This window comes from Saccharopolyspora hirsuta (assembly GCF_008630535.1).
Taxonomy (GTDB): Bacteria; Actinomycetota; Actinomycetes; order Mycobacteriales; family Pseudonocardiaceae; genus Saccharopolyspora; species Saccharopolyspora hirsuta.
In genome coordinates this window covers 311,595-324,107 of the sequence record NZ_VWPH01000011.1, presented here as the reverse complement: position 1 = coordinate 324,107, position 12,513 = coordinate 311,595, and the positions used below count along the sequence as shown (strand labels likewise).

The following is a 12,513-nucleotide window of genomic DNA, read 5'->3' as shown; positions in this document are numbered from 1 at the left end:
CACCAGTTCAAGCGTCTACGGATCCGCTGGGAACGCCGAGCCGACATCCACCTTGGCCTCATGCACCTGGCCTGCGTCCTCGTCTGCTACCGCAAGCTGCCGACTTCATTATGAAACCAGCTGTAAGGAGATCGCGGCGAGCTGCGCGTAGATCGGGTGCCCGGAATCGATGGCCCGCTGGTGCATCGCGCGGGCCTGCGCGTGGTCGCCGCGCTCGTCGAGCAGCCCACCCAGCAGGCAGGCGGCGTGCGCAGCGGCGTCGAAGTCGCCGTCGGCGAGGACGGTGCGCAGCTCCTCCTCCGCGGCGTCGAGGTCACCGTTGCCCCACAACCGCCGAGCAGTGGTGACCCGCTGTTCCCACAGTGACACGCCGCGCCTCCGATCAGGTGATCATCGATCGCGGCGAGGATATCGGTCCGCACCCCCCGGTACGGGCCGCTCCCCTGGATCGAAACACCGGGCGAACATCACCCGTCCAACGGGCAACCGAACCGCCACGCCACGCGTCCAACGGGGTCCCGCGGAACGAGATGTCCACAAAGGACGAAAGAGCGGGCCGCCCGCTCTCGCGGACGGCCCGCTCCCGTCGAAATTCCGCGGCGCGAACGCCGAGGTCAGCGTGCCAGCTTCTCCAGGCGCGCCATGCCCTCCTGGAACACGTTCAGGTCGGTGTTGCCGCTGATACCGGCGACACTGCCCTGGTCGGTGTACTGCCAGAAGTGCCAGTTGCTGAAGCCGTTGGGCACGGACGGGCTGTCCACGCCGTACGAAGCCAGCCACAGCGGGTGGCCGTCGAAGCTGTTGGTGCTGCCCATGCACTCCCGCCAGAAGGACGGGTTGGCGTAGATGATCGGTTCCTTGCCGGTGCGCTCCTTGACGCGGTCGTTGAACGCCTGGGTCCACTGGTGCATCTGGTCGACCGACATCCCGTAGCAGCCGCCCGAGTTCGGGTCGACCTCCAGGTCCAGCACCGGCGGCAGGGTCTTGCCGTCGGACTGGTAGTCGGCGACGTCCAGGAACCGGTCGGCCTGCGCCTCGCCGGACGAGGAGCTCGGCCGCGCGAAGTGGTAGGCACCGGCGATCAGCCCGGCGCCCTTGGCGCCGTGGTACTGCTCGCCGTACCGGGGGTTGGTGAAGCTGGTGCCGTCGGTGGCCAGCACGAAGGTGAACTTCTTGCCGTCGGCGGCGACCTGGCCCCAGTCGATGTCGCCGTTGTGGTTGGACACGTCGATGCCCTCGACCGGCGGGCCGAGCGGGGCCTCCGGCTCGGGGGCCGGCGCGGCCTGCGGCTCCGCCTGCTGCGGGGGCGGCTGCTGCTGCAGCGTGGCGTGCTGCTCCAGAGCCGCCTGCTGCTGCGGGGCGGGCTGGATCGGGGCGGCCATCGCGGCGTCCTCGATCTCGGGCTGGGTCGGCCCAGCGGCGGCGGCGCCGATCGCCAGGCCCACCACGCCGACGGCGGCGACCGCGGCACCGGCCTGCATCGAACGGGTCCGCGAAGCCCGCACGACGGGCTCGGGGAGCTTCTCCTGAACCGCGGCCACGTGCGGCGCAACCCTCTCCCGGAAGCGCCGCACCACCGGTGCGTCCTGGACCCGCCGCAGCAGCGGCGCCAGCCACTGCATCACGCGCTCGACCAGCGGCGCGAGCCACGCGCGGACGCGGTCCGCGGCGACGCGGAGCGCCTGGTCAGCACGCTGGGCCGGGGACGCCTGCTTCGGGGCGGAAGCGTTGTCGTGGTTTTCGGGGGATCTCGGTTGGTCGGGGGTTTCGGGGTTCACGAGACCCCACACTCCAGCACGGAGCGTGTACCTGCATCGCGGTTTGTACGTGCCCGAGTACCTAGATTAACCCCTTCGAGCTACCGCGCCCGCTCAATCCGTCACGGTTAGTGACTACAGCGGGTCGTGCCACCGAACCCTAGCGGCTCACGTCACAACCCGGCCCGGCCACCCCGGACACGCCGAGCACCCGCTCGACCGCGCTCCGCAACCCCGCGCCGGGGCATTCGCAGTTTCAATTGAAACTGCGGCGGGGGCACCGTGCGATCCGCAGTTTCAGTTGAAACTGCGTGCAGGTGACCTGCCGCTGATCGACGTCCCGACACGCCGACGCGAGTCGCGACGTAGCCTGCGGGCGCGGTCCGGCAGAATGTCCGGTCGGATCTGGCGAAGATCGCAGAGAAGGCGGAATCAACATCGTGACGACTGTTCATCAGAAGATCGCCGAGGAGCTCGGCGTCCGCGAGAGCCAGGTGCAGTCCGCCGTCGAGCTGCTCGACGGCGGGTCGACTGTGCCGTTCATCGCCCGCTACCGGAAGGAAGCGACCGGCGCCCTCGACGACGCCCAGCTGCGCACGCTCGAAGAGCGGCTGCGCTACCTGCGCGAACTCGAAGAGCGGCGTGCCACGGTGTTGGACTCCATCCGCTCCCAGGGCAAGCTGACCGACGAGCTGGAAGCGCAGATCAACGCGGCCGACTCCAAGGCCCGGCTGGAGGACATCTACCTCCCCTACAAGCCCAAGCGCCGCACCAAGGCCCAGATCGCGATCGAGGCGGGCCTGGAGCCGCTGGCCGACCAGCTGCTCAGCGACCCCACCCACGACCCGCAGCAGACCGCGGCCGGTTTCGTCGACGCGGAGAAGGGCGTCGCCGACGTGCAGGCCGCGCTGGACGGCGCGCGGTCGATCCTGGTGGAGCGGTTCTCCGAGGACGCCGACCTGATCGGCGAGCTGCGCGAGCAGGTCTGGACCCGCGGCCGGATGGTCTCCAAGGTCCGCGAGGGCAAGGAGGAGGACGGTGCGAAGTTCGCCGACTACTTCGAGTTCTCCGAGGCCTTCACCGACCTGCCCTCGCACCGCATCCTGGCGCTGTTCCGCGGTGAGAACGAGGAGGTGCTGGAGCTGTCCCTGGAGCCCGACAACGGCTCCGAGCAGGTCGGCCCGACCGACTACGAGCTGCGCATCGCCCAGCAGTTCGGCATCGCCGACCAGGGCCGCCCGGCGGACAAGTGGTTGTCGGACGTGGTCCGCTGGGCGTGGCGGACCCGCATCCTGACCCGCCTGAGCGTGGACCTGCGGCTGCGGATGCGGCAGAACGCCGAGGACGAGGCGGTCCGGGTGTTCGCGGCCAACCTGCGCGACCTGCTGCTGGCCGCGCCCGCGGGCTCGCGCGCCACGATGGGCCTGGACCCGGGCTACCGGACCGGTGTGAAGGTCGCGGTGGTGGACGGCACCGGCAAGGTGGTGGCCACCGACACGATCTACCCGCACCAGCCGCAGCGGCAGTGGGACCAGGCGCTGGCCAAGCTCGCGGCGCTGGCCAAGGAGCACAGCGTCGACCTGATCGCGATCGGCAACGGCACGGCCTCCCGCGAGACCGACAAGCTGGCCGGTGAGCTGATCAGCCAGAACCCGGACCTGAAGCTGACCAAGATCTCGGTGTCCGAGGCGGGCGCGTCGGTCTACTCGGCCTCGGCCTACGCCTCCCGCGAGCTGCCGGACCTGGACGTCTCGCTGCGCGGCGCGGTGTCGATCGCCCGCCGCCTGCAGGACCCGCTGGCGGAGCTGGTGAAGATCGACCCGAAGTCGATCGGCGTGGGCCAGTACCAGCACGACGTGTCGGAGACGAAGCTGTCCCGCTCGCTGGACGCGGTGGTCGAGGACTGCGTGAACGCGGTCGGCGTGGACGTCAACACGGCCTCGGCCCCGCTGCTGACCCGCGTGTCGGGCATCAGCGAGACGCTGGCGGCCAACATCGTCCAGCACCGCGACACCAACGGCCCGTTCCGCACCCGCCAGAAGCTCAAGGACGTCGCGCGCCTGGGCCCGAAGGCGTTCGAGCAGTGCGCGGGCTTCCTGCGCATCCCGGACGGCGACGACCCGCTGGACTCCTCGGCGGTGCACCCGGAGGCCTACCCGGTGGTGCAGCGCATCATCGGCAGCACCGGCACCGGGATCCGCGAGCTGATCGGCAACACGCGGGTGCTGAAGTCGTTGCAGCCCAAGGACTTCGTGGACGACAACTTCGGCCTGCCGACGGTCACCGACATCCTCGCCGAGCTGGACAAGCCGGGCCGCGACCCCCGCCCGGAGTTCAAGACGGCGTCCTTCGCCGAAGGCGTGGAGAAGATCGCGGACCTCAAGCCGGGCATGACCCTGGAGGGCGTGGTCACCAACGTGGCGGCCTTCGGCGCCTTCGTGGACGTGGGAGTCCACCAGGACGGCCTGGTCCACGTCTCGGCGATGTCGAAGAACTTCGTCAACGACCCCCACGACGTGGTCAAGTCGGGAGACATCGTCCGAGTCAAGGTCCTCGACGTGGACATCCCCCGCAAGCGGATCTCCCTGACGTTGCGCCTCGACGACGAACCAGGAGCGGACGGCAAGCCGAACCGGGACTCGGGCCGAGGCAACGGCCGCCCCCAGAACAACCGCAACGGCAACGGCCGAGGCAACGGAGGCCGCAACGGAGGCAAGGGCCGAGGAGGCCAGCGCCACCGCGACAACGCCCCGTCCGGCTCAATGGCCGACGCCCTCCGCCGAGCGGGCTTCGGCAACTGACCTGACACCGAAGGGCGCCTTGACCACCACACGGTCAAGGCGCCCTTCTGCTTCATCCGCACCTAACGGCAACCCCTGTCACGACACAGGTCGCCCTCCTGCAACGGCCCGAAGTGGTCCCGTACCTCCCCGAGCACGTGCCCCATGCCCGGAACTCGCCCGGCGACTCAACACGCGGAGCCTCGGCGCCCACACGCCTCACAAACGCCCCAGGTGATGGAGAAACCGGGCCCAAACCGATCATCCGCTCGGGACGAAACGCCGGACGAGCGAACCCCTTCCGCCGTGAAAGATCAGTCCGGCTGAATTCGATCCCAGTCGTTGAGGATCTTCGCAACCCTGGGGGCCAGCTCGGGCCACCTGTCCGCAGCCGCTCCCAGCTCTGCTTCCAGGTCCTCGCGGGTGTTGAAGAGGAACACCTCGGACAGACTCAATGCCGCATCAGCGCGGCGCAGATCGCTACCCCGAATCCACTCGCGGCAGACCTGGAGCAAGTCGCTGCCGTTGTCATCGGTCAGGTAGATCAGCTGGTCGAGCACGTCACCGAGCGCCGATCCGGGCAGACCTGGGTGCAATCGGTCCACCAAGCCGTTCATGATGATCCGCATCGATTCGACAGACATGCAGCCCTAGAGCTTCCGGTAGATGTGCGTCCGGTGGTTTTCGGTGGTCCGCAGGGGCTCCCCATTGCTCAGCCGCTGCGTGCCGAACTGGTGCTCGGGGATCATGGGGATGCCTTCCTTCGGGGTTTCCCGGACGAGCCCGAAGGATTCCGGGTCATCCGGCGGCTTGATCCACTTGTTCTTGGGGCTCCCCGTGACGTAGAGCTTCCCGTCGGTGTCCAGCACCCTCGCCGTTTCCGCGGACACCGGCTGGTATCCGAACGGGTTAACAGCGTGGACTTCCTTAAAACTACCATCCCGGAACGGGAGTTGGTCTGCCGAGGCGACGACGTCGACGCCCGTGTCCGGCTCCTTGTTGAGGTTGACCGCGCCATCCATCGGGTTCTGTCCCGAACCCAGGTTCAGCTTGTACGGCGCGAGGCCCAGCGGGTCCACGAACTCCGTCGGATTCGAGACGTAGCGGTGCGGATCCGGTCCTGCCACCAGCCCCAGCGGGTCCACGCTCGCGTAGTAGCCGGAGCTGGGGTCGTAGTGACGGTGGAAGTTGTAGTTGAGCCCTGTTTCCTGGTCGTAGTACTGCCCCGGGAACCGCAACGGGGTATAGCCACCGGCACTGCTCTGAGCTGTGGGCTTACCCCACAGGGTGGTGCGCTGGAACCAGGCGATGCCACCGCGATCGTTGATCAGTTCGGTGGGGGTGCCGACGAGATCCGTGATGATGGAGTAGAACTGCTCGTCGATCCACTGCTGGGGCGCGTTGCGCAGCGGTGCCCGTTCGGTTTGCGTCAGCGGGCGGAAGGTGCCGGGTTCGTATTCCCATACGGTGACTCGGGTCGTGCTGGGGCCGGAAACGTCGGCGAAGCCGTCCGTGTGCGCTTGCTCGGCGAGAACCGTGCCGTCCCAGGTGAATTCGACCTGCTCCAAGACCTGTGAGCCGTCAGGTGACAGGCGCTGTTTCGCGACGCGCCGCCCCAGAGCGTCGTAGCGGTAGCGCCAGCGGGAGCCGTCCGGCGTGAGGACTTCAACCAGGCGGTCGTCGTCGTCCCAGTAGTAGCGCCAGGTGTCGGGCTTGCGCGAAAGCCGCTTCCGCTGCCGCAGCACGACGCGCCCTTGGGCGTCGTGCTCGTACCTGACGTTGCCCGCGCGGCGAATCAGGGTGCCCTGGTACTCCCGGTCACCGAGCTCGTCGGCATCCGCCGAGCCGGGCAACACCGGCCAGGTGGCACGGCTCGGGTTTCCAGCTTCGTCATAGGCATAACGCTCGTCCCAACCTGATCCGGTGATCGCGGTGACCCGCCCCGCGAGGTCCAGTTCGAACGTGCGCGGTCCGGTGAGCTGGTCGTCGATCCCGGCCAGGTAGCCGTCCGCTCGGTACGTGTACGAGCGCTCTTGCATCCGCCGACCGGATGCACCGATGACGGATTGCGAGAGCAACCGGTGGTTCACGTCCCACGCCTGCGTCAGGACGGTGTCGACACCGATCTGACGCTGGACCTCCCTACCCGCGGCGTCGTACCCGAAGGTCAGCGTCTGACCAGCCGTGTGCAGCGCAACGAGATTGCTGTTCGGGTCGTACTCCCACGTGCTCTCGGCCCCGGACGGCGTGCGTCGGCGGACCCGACGACCTAGCTGGTCGTAAACCGAGTGGACGGTCCGCCCGTTGACGGACTCGGAGATCACGCGACCGGCCGCGTCCCGCCGGTAGGAGACCCGGGTGTCGCCATCAGTCGCCTCGACGAGACGCCCCAGCGGGTCGTAGGCGAATGTCGAGACCGAGGTCCGACCGCGACGCTCGATCACGTTGCCGAGCAGATCTCGGACGAACCGAGCGGATTCGCCAGCGCCGTTGATGCGCTCCACCAGCTGTCCGGCCGGATCGTAGCTATACGTGACCACTCGATCGTTGAAGTCGATCTCGCGCACCAGGTTCCCGGCGGCGTCGTACTCATAACGCCACACCAGGCCTTGTTCGTTGGTGACGCTGACCAAGCGGAGCTCAGAGTCGTAGCCGAACTGCAGGCGCGTCCCGTCCGGCCGGACGACCGCTGACGGCAGGTCGAAGTGGGTTACTTCAGTACCGGTGACCTGCCCCAGCGCGTCGATTCGCGCTCGAAGGTTGCTTTCCCCGTCGTAGATCCAGCGTTCTGTCGAACCATCGGGCAGCGTTCGGTGAGCTGGCTTGCCGTCCACGGTCCAGCCGAACCGCGTCGTCCCGCCGAGTGGATCGGCAACGGCGGCGAGACGGCCAAACCCATCGCGCTCATAACGAGTTTCATGACCGAGCGGGTTCGTGATCGCAACCGTCAGACCTGCTTCATCGGTCTCGAACTGCTGCACGTTGCCCAGCGCGTCCGTGATGCTCGTCAGATGGCCGCGCTCGTCGTAGGCGTAGCTGGTGACCGCTCCGACCGGATCGACCACCCGCACCAGGTTTCCGCGCTCGTCGTACTCACGCCGTGACACCGTGCCGTCCGGCGCGATGACCGTGATCGGGAGCCGGAGGTCGTTGTACTCGAAGCGAGCCTGACTCCCGTCCGGTCGGGTGACCGCGGTCAGGTTGCCGTCATCGTCGTACTCGTAACGGGTCGTGCGTCCGATCGGGTCGGTCCGGGAGAGCAGGCGGTCGTAATCGTCCCACTCGGACCGGGTCTCGCCACCGAGCGGATCGACCTCGCGAATCGTCTGACCTGCTTCGTTCAGGTGGTAAGCGGTGCGGGCTCCCTGCGAATTGGTCCAGTAGGTGATCCGGTTCTCGCGGTCGTACTCAACGGTGCCGCTGAGGAAGCGGCCGGAACCTTCCACAGCCACGACCCGACCTTCTGCGTCGTAGGTGTAGCGGTACCACTTGTCGTTTCGGTCGGTCCAGCTCGTGATGCGGCCTGCTCGGTCGTACGTGAAGCGCATCGGCAGGCCCGAGGCGTTGATCACCTCGGTGAGCCGCTCGTCCTCGTAGACGTAGCGCATCAGCAGGACATCGTCACCGTTGTCCGCTCCGCAGAGGTACAGCGCAGTGACCAGCCCGTCCTCGGACTCCACGCGGATGCGGTAGCCGCCGGAGTGCCGCACTTCGACGGGAGTTCCAGCGGCGTCGTAGTCGAAATCGATGCGGTGACCGTTGCGGTCCACGACCGCGATCAACGGCAGGACGTCCTTGCCCCGCGCGAACAACAGCTTCCGGCCAGTACCGAACTCAGCGAGGGTGAAACCGCCGTCTTCGTCGCGGGTGAGTTCGTGGAAAGAGCCAGCGAACCGCGAGGTGGCACCGACGGCTGGCGTCGGGGCGAGCAGCAGCTTGCCGTCCTCCGCAGCGAACGACACGCCTGCGCTGCTGAGCTCCAGCCGTTGATCCAGCGTGGACGTCCAGGACGCCCCGAAGCGCATGCCCACCCGATACGAGGACAGGTGCGTCCGCCGAATCACCAGGGGCAGGACCGACTGCAACTGCACATCGGTTTGCGGCAGGATCATCTCGCCAGTGGCGATGTCAATGGGATCGCCCTCGGTGTTCCGCTTCTCCCCGTCCGTCGTCGGGTTCTGCGGGTCGTCGGACTTGTCCTGCAGCGGGGTGTCCTGGTCGCCGGGCTTTGACGGGTCCTGCGGCGGTGGGTCGGACTTCGGTGGCGGCGTGGTCCCTGCTGGTGTTGTGGGGTTTTGGCCGTTTCCGCCGGCTCTGCCGCTTTGGGCTGCTTGGTGGGTTGCGTCTTGGGCCTTGGAGACGCTGGTGCTCGCGTCTATGCCGCCTACCGTTTGCGGGGGCTTGTTCTTCTGGGGGGTTCCCCCTTCTCCGCCTCCGTCGCCTCCTCTGGGCTTTCGCGGTGCCACGGATTCCCCCTCATCCGTTCATGAGCTTGCTCAGGTTCGTCAGGCTGTCGATCAGGCTCGTGACGTAGGTGAAGATGCGGCCGACCCACTTGACCACCGCCGACACGATCTGGGCCGCGATCACCGGGATCGTGACCACGAAGATCGCTTCGACCGCCCAGACGATCACGCGCGCTACCAGGTCCGCGATCAGGTCGCGGACGATCTCGCGGGTCATCTCGACCAGGCCGCCCGCGCCTTCGGTGGCCGAGGCCATCGCCGCCGAGATCGCGGCCAGGCCGCCGATGGCCTCCACGTTGTTGGCCATCATCGACTGGTAGGCGTCCGCCGCCGCGCCCTGCCAGTCGGGCAGGTCGGACTCGAGGCTCGACTTGAGGTCTTGGGCCATGGAGCCGAGCTCTTCGGCCATGTTGTTCCAGGTCGCCGCGTGGGACCTGACCACGTCCGGCATGCCGGTCAGCTCGTCGAGGATCTGCCGCAGCGGTTCGAAGTACTCCATGGCCCAGCCGATGCCGTTGGACAGCAGGGCGCTGAACGGGTCGAGCACGGCGGAGGCGACTTCGAGGCCCAGACCCATCCCGGCCAGCGCGCCGGAGACCCAGTCCTCGTTCTGGATCGAGGTGACCAGGCCCTCCACGCCGTCGGCCAGCCCGGAGCCGGTCCACGGCTTGCGGGTCGACTCGACCGGTGCGACCAGCGAATTGTCGCTCATGGCATCTCACCGCCGGACGACTGGATCAGGTCCGCGTGCTGCTCGTCGAGGCTCTGGTAGTCGTCCGCGGTGGCGCGCAACGACTCCGCGGCCATCGAGAGGTTCTCCGACACGAAGTCGATCAGCTCGTCCTGGCGGGTGTGCCGACCTTCGAGGACCCCGGCGATCCAGCCGCAGAGCAGCCCGTAGGCCTGGTCGTCCTGCTGGATCTGCGAGCTGGCCGACTTCACCGCGTCGAAGCGGGCCTGGATCTCCTCGATCCGGCCCGCGTGGGCGCGGATCTGCTCGGCGCTGACGTTGAAGCCGTCGCCCATGGTCACCACTTCTCCATGAACGACTTGTTCTCGTTGTCGTCCTCGACGTCGGCTTCGGGGGCGGCGGTGCTCTCCTCGGCGGGACTGGTGCGCAGGTGGTTGCCGACGGACTCGGAGATCGCCCGCGCCGCGGCGGACTCGGTGCCCACCGTGTCGGCGATGATCTCCTGGGAGCGGTCGGCCAGCTGGTTCTTCGCCTCGGCGAGGGTCGCCATGATCGTCCGGGAGACCTCGTCCGGGGCGGTGCGCTCCATCCGGTTGGTGAGCTTGATGTCGACCAGCGCGCCCGTCGAGTCGATGGTGAGCTCGACCAGGCCCTTCGGGTCGGTCGCGGTGACCCGGACCTCCTGCAGCCGTTCGCTCATCGTCTTGGTGTCGGCGGCGAGCTTTTCGATCTGGTCCTTCCACGCGGCCAGCCGCTCGCGGGCACCGTCGGGATCGAGGATGTTCCCGTCCATGTCCTCCCCCAGGTTCACGTTGGGACACGACTCGTCGCAGCCGCGAGAGTAGCCAGGCCCTGTTCACCCGTGGGAGAGAAATCGATCAAATGGCCCAATCAGCCGCAGGCCTTACCTCCATCGCACCACCGCGATCAGATCCAGCAGCACCAACGGTTTCCGCTGCTCAGGGGTCGTGAGCGCGAAACGGTGCTAGAACACTGTTACGCACTCACGACCCCAGCGCGGTCAGCTCTCGAAGCGGCCCGCCTTGACAGCGGTGACGAATAACCGCCACTGGTGAGCGGTCGTCGTGAAGTACCCGGCCGCCCGGTCCTTCGAGTCCCGCACCGCCGCACCGGAGGCGGTGGGCGCGATCTCGACGCACGCCGTCTCCTGTTGAGATCGCGAAGACTTTCGCCAGCCTGTCGGCTCAGTTGAGAACATCAGTCGAGCTCACTCTCGATCGCTTCTGCTCGTCGGACGATGAGCTCCCTCGACTCCTCGGGACTCATCGCACTTCGCCGAAGGCTATCCGCTGCATCGCAGTAGTCCCTAACATCCTTCACGTTCCGCAGGAAGGCAGACGTACGGTAGTGCTCCAAGTGCACGATCGGCTGCTGATCATCGAACTCGAACAAGATGAACGGTCCCGCGTGCGCTGGGTGCCAGGTCGTCGCACCAGCGGGAAGAACCTGAATCGTCACATTGCTCCGCTTGGATACCTTCGCCAGGTAACGAAGCTGGTCAGCCATCACCCGCGCACCGCCGATGCGTTCCCACAGCGCAGCTTCAGCAACGAGAGAAACCAGGTGTGGCCCATCCTCTCTGTCGAGGATCTCGCGTCGGCTAAGCCGGAACGCTATTCGAGTCTCCACCCGATCAGCGGGAAGACTGTCCATGACGGCACGCATGTATTCGCGCGTCTGCAACAGCCCGGAGAACACGAGGATTCCGACCTCCGTGATTTGCCTGGCCGTGCGCTCGAACTCCATCAGCGCGGCGAGCTCTTCGCGGATTCCAGGAACGCCGGACGTGAGCCAGTTCGGGTCACGGACGGTTCGCGCCATCTTGACGATGCGATCCTTCTCCGCACCAGTCACGCCCAGCGCCGTGAGAACGCTGGCAGTGTCCTCAGGAGACGGTGGCTTCACGCCGGACTCGTACCGCCAGACCGTCGTGTGGCCAACTCCGAGACGGCGTCCCAACTCGCGAACACCCAACCCCGCTGCTTCCCGTAGTTGTCGCAGTTCAGCGCCCAGAACACGAGCGCGGGGATTCGTCTTGGCGGTTCGAGCCATGAACCGATCCTAACGAGCAAAGATCCAGGTAAGAACCCTCGTCCAGGTGATTGCCAAGGCGGTTCAACATCGGGAGAGTGGTTCCAGGAACCACTAGCAAGTTCTCGGAACCATTTTCAGATTGACTGGGGTCGCCGATGTATCCGTTTCACTGGGTGCCTGCTGCTGGGCAGCGGCATGCGAGCTTGGCCGAGAAGCCCGTCGGGTGCGCTTATCCGACCGGGACGCAGGTGGAAACGCTGTGCCAGCAGGAGGTTTCCGCGGACAACAGCGAGGTGGCGTGGCTCTGGGGGACCTGCGCCGAGTGCAATCGGGAGGCTCGGCGGCTCGCCGGTGTCGAGCCGTGAGCGCGAGAGCCGACCGATCCGTGCTCGACCGACGAGGAGGAACCACCTGATGTCCCCGTTCTGGACCGCCACCGCCTGCCTGCTGTCCCTGCTCATCGGCATGACGCTCATGTACGTCCACCACCGGCGCCTCCCCCAGCACGCGGGCGCGGGCGAGGGCGCGACGAACGTCTGGCAGCTCATCGAGCACGTCGAGGCCGAATCCCGGCGCGACCAACCCACCGGCAGGCACCGCCTCCGCGAACCGGACACCCCGGAACCACCGCAGTGGCCGCTGACCCCGCCCGAAGCTCCGCCGCTGGAGCTCCAGCACCGCGTCCTGGAATCCCTGCGGCGCCTCTGAAACCCGGCTCGATGCGCTCCCCCGACCTCCGAGCATCGAGCCGCGCGGCCGGGCGG

At 67.3% G+C, this 12,513-nt stretch carries 12 protein-coding genes and 1 pseudogene; 4 read left to right on the top strand and 9 right to left on the bottom strand.

Translation table 11 applies throughout. From position 1 onward, the window contains the following. Positions 1 to 114, top strand: a pseudogene (locus F1721_RS24330) (IS5/IS1182 family transposase); the annotation flags it as partial. Here F1721_RS24330 and F1721_RS24325 read toward each other — a convergent pair. After that, the gene (locus F1721_RS24325) at positions 109 to 369 is read right to left on the bottom strand and encodes a hypothetical protein (protein WP_150069070.1); all 261 of its coding nucleotides are present in this window, start codon (positions 367 to 369) and stop codon (positions 109 to 111) included. The pseudogene F1721_RS24330 and the gene F1721_RS24325 sit on opposite strands and share 6 nt — an antisense overlap. Before the next feature lie 245 nt (positions 370 to 614). After that, positions 615 to 1,778 carry a GH25 family lysozyme gene (locus tag F1721_RS24320; protein WP_150069069.1) on the bottom strand — a complete coding sequence of 388 codons (1,164 nt, stop codon included), beginning with the start codon at positions 1,776 to 1,778 and terminating at the stop codon, positions 615 to 617. A 416-nt stretch (positions 1,779 to 2,194) separates the two neighbouring features. Here F1721_RS24320 and F1721_RS24315 point away from each other — a divergent pair, with 416 nt between their 5' ends. Further along, the gene (locus F1721_RS24315) at positions 2,195 to 4,558 is read left to right on the top strand and encodes a Tex family protein (RefSeq protein ID WP_150069068.1); all 2,364 of its coding nucleotides are present in this window, start codon (positions 2,195 to 2,197) and stop codon (positions 4,556 to 4,558) included. A 293-nt stretch (positions 4,559 to 4,851) separates the two neighbouring features. On the opposite strand, the gene F1721_RS24310 is transcribed toward F1721_RS24315, so the two are convergent. The 7 genes from F1721_RS24310 to F1721_RS24280 form a co-directional block, all read right to left on the bottom strand. Beyond that, positions 4,852 to 5,181: a hypothetical protein gene (locus tag F1721_RS24310; RefSeq protein WP_150069067.1), complete on the bottom strand. Its 330-nt coding sequence runs from the start codon at positions 5,179 to 5,181 to the stop codon at positions 4,852 to 4,854. A gap of 6 nt (positions 5,182 to 5,187) precedes the next feature. After that, entirely contained in the window at positions 5,188 to 9,003 is a 3,816-nt protein-coding gene (locus tag F1721_RS24305) for a DUF6531 domain-containing protein (protein WP_150069066.1), read from the bottom strand. Between the two features lie 10 nt (positions 9,004 to 9,013). Continuing rightward, positions 9,014 to 9,715, bottom strand: a complete 702-nt coding sequence (locus F1721_RS24300; RefSeq protein WP_150069065.1) for a WXG100 family type VII secretion target — start codon at positions 9,713 to 9,715, stop codon at positions 9,014 to 9,016. Further along, positions 9,712 to 10,029: a type VII secretion target gene (locus F1721_RS24295; protein ID WP_150069106.1), complete on the bottom strand. Its 318-nt coding sequence runs from the start codon at positions 10,027 to 10,029 to the stop codon at positions 9,712 to 9,714. Before F1721_RS24295 ends, F1721_RS24300 begins: the two co-directional genes overlap by 4 nt. 2 nt (positions 10,030 to 10,031) lie before the next feature. After that, positions 10,032 to 10,505, bottom strand: coding sequence for a YbaB/EbfC family nucleoid-associated protein (locus F1721_RS24290; RefSeq protein ID WP_246155273.1), 474 nt, complete (start codon positions 10,503 to 10,505; stop codon positions 10,032 to 10,034). A gap of 210 nt (positions 10,506 to 10,715) precedes the next feature. Further along, positions 10,716 to 10,913, bottom strand: coding sequence for a DUF397 domain-containing protein (locus F1721_RS24285; protein WP_150069064.1), 198 nt, complete (start codon positions 10,911 to 10,913; stop codon positions 10,716 to 10,718). Next, positions 10,913 to 11,767: a helix-turn-helix domain-containing protein gene (locus tag F1721_RS24280; RefSeq protein ID WP_150069063.1), complete on the bottom strand. Its 855-nt coding sequence runs from the start codon at positions 11,765 to 11,767 to the stop codon at positions 10,913 to 10,915. Before F1721_RS24280 ends, F1721_RS24285 begins: the two co-directional genes overlap by 1 nt. A gap of 137 nt (positions 11,768 to 11,904) precedes the next feature. Here F1721_RS24280 and F1721_RS24275 point away from each other — a divergent pair, with 137 nt between their 5' ends. Further along, the gene (locus tag F1721_RS24275; protein ID WP_150069062.1) at positions 11,905 to 12,114 is read left to right on the top strand and encodes an HC3 family zinc finger protein; all 210 of its coding nucleotides are present in this window, start codon (positions 11,905 to 11,907) and stop codon (positions 12,112 to 12,114) included. A gap of 49 nt (positions 12,115 to 12,163) precedes the next feature. Beyond that, positions 12,164 to 12,457, top strand: a complete 294-nt coding sequence (locus F1721_RS34835; protein ID WP_211840595.1) for a hypothetical protein — start codon at positions 12,164 to 12,166, stop codon at positions 12,455 to 12,457. The last annotated feature ends 56 nt before the right edge of the window (positions 12,458 to 12,513 follow it).

What these genes read in the sequence shown, in the direction of transcription:
- F1721_RS24310 (WP_150069067.1), bottom strand. Translation starts at nt 5,181, where the DNA reads ATGTCTGTCGAATCGATGCGGATCATCATGAACGGCTTGGTGGACCGA.
- F1721_RS24300 (WP_150069065.1), bottom strand. Translation starts at nt 9,715, where the DNA reads ATGAGCGACAATTCGCTGGTCGCACCGGTCGAGTCGACCCGCAAGCCG.
- F1721_RS24295 (WP_150069106.1), bottom strand. Translation starts at nt 10,029, where the DNA reads ATGGGCGACGGCTTCAACGTCAGCGCCGAGCAGATCCGCGCCCACGCG.
- F1721_RS24285 (WP_150069064.1), bottom strand. Translation starts at nt 10,913, where the DNA reads ATGTTCTCAACTGAGCCGACAGGCTGGCGAAAGTCTTCGCGATCTCAA.
- F1721_RS24280 (WP_150069063.1), bottom strand. Translation starts at nt 11,767, where the DNA reads ATGGCTCGAACCGCCAAGACGAATCCCCGCGCTCGTGTTCTGGGCGCT.
- F1721_RS24275 (WP_150069062.1), top strand. Translation starts at nt 11,905, where the DNA reads ATGTATCCGTTTCACTGGGTGCCTGCTGCTGGGCAGCGGCATGCGAGC.
- F1721_RS34835 (WP_211840595.1), top strand. Translation starts at nt 12,164, where the DNA reads ATGTCCCCGTTCTGGACCGCCACCGCCTGCCTGCTGTCCCTGCTCATC.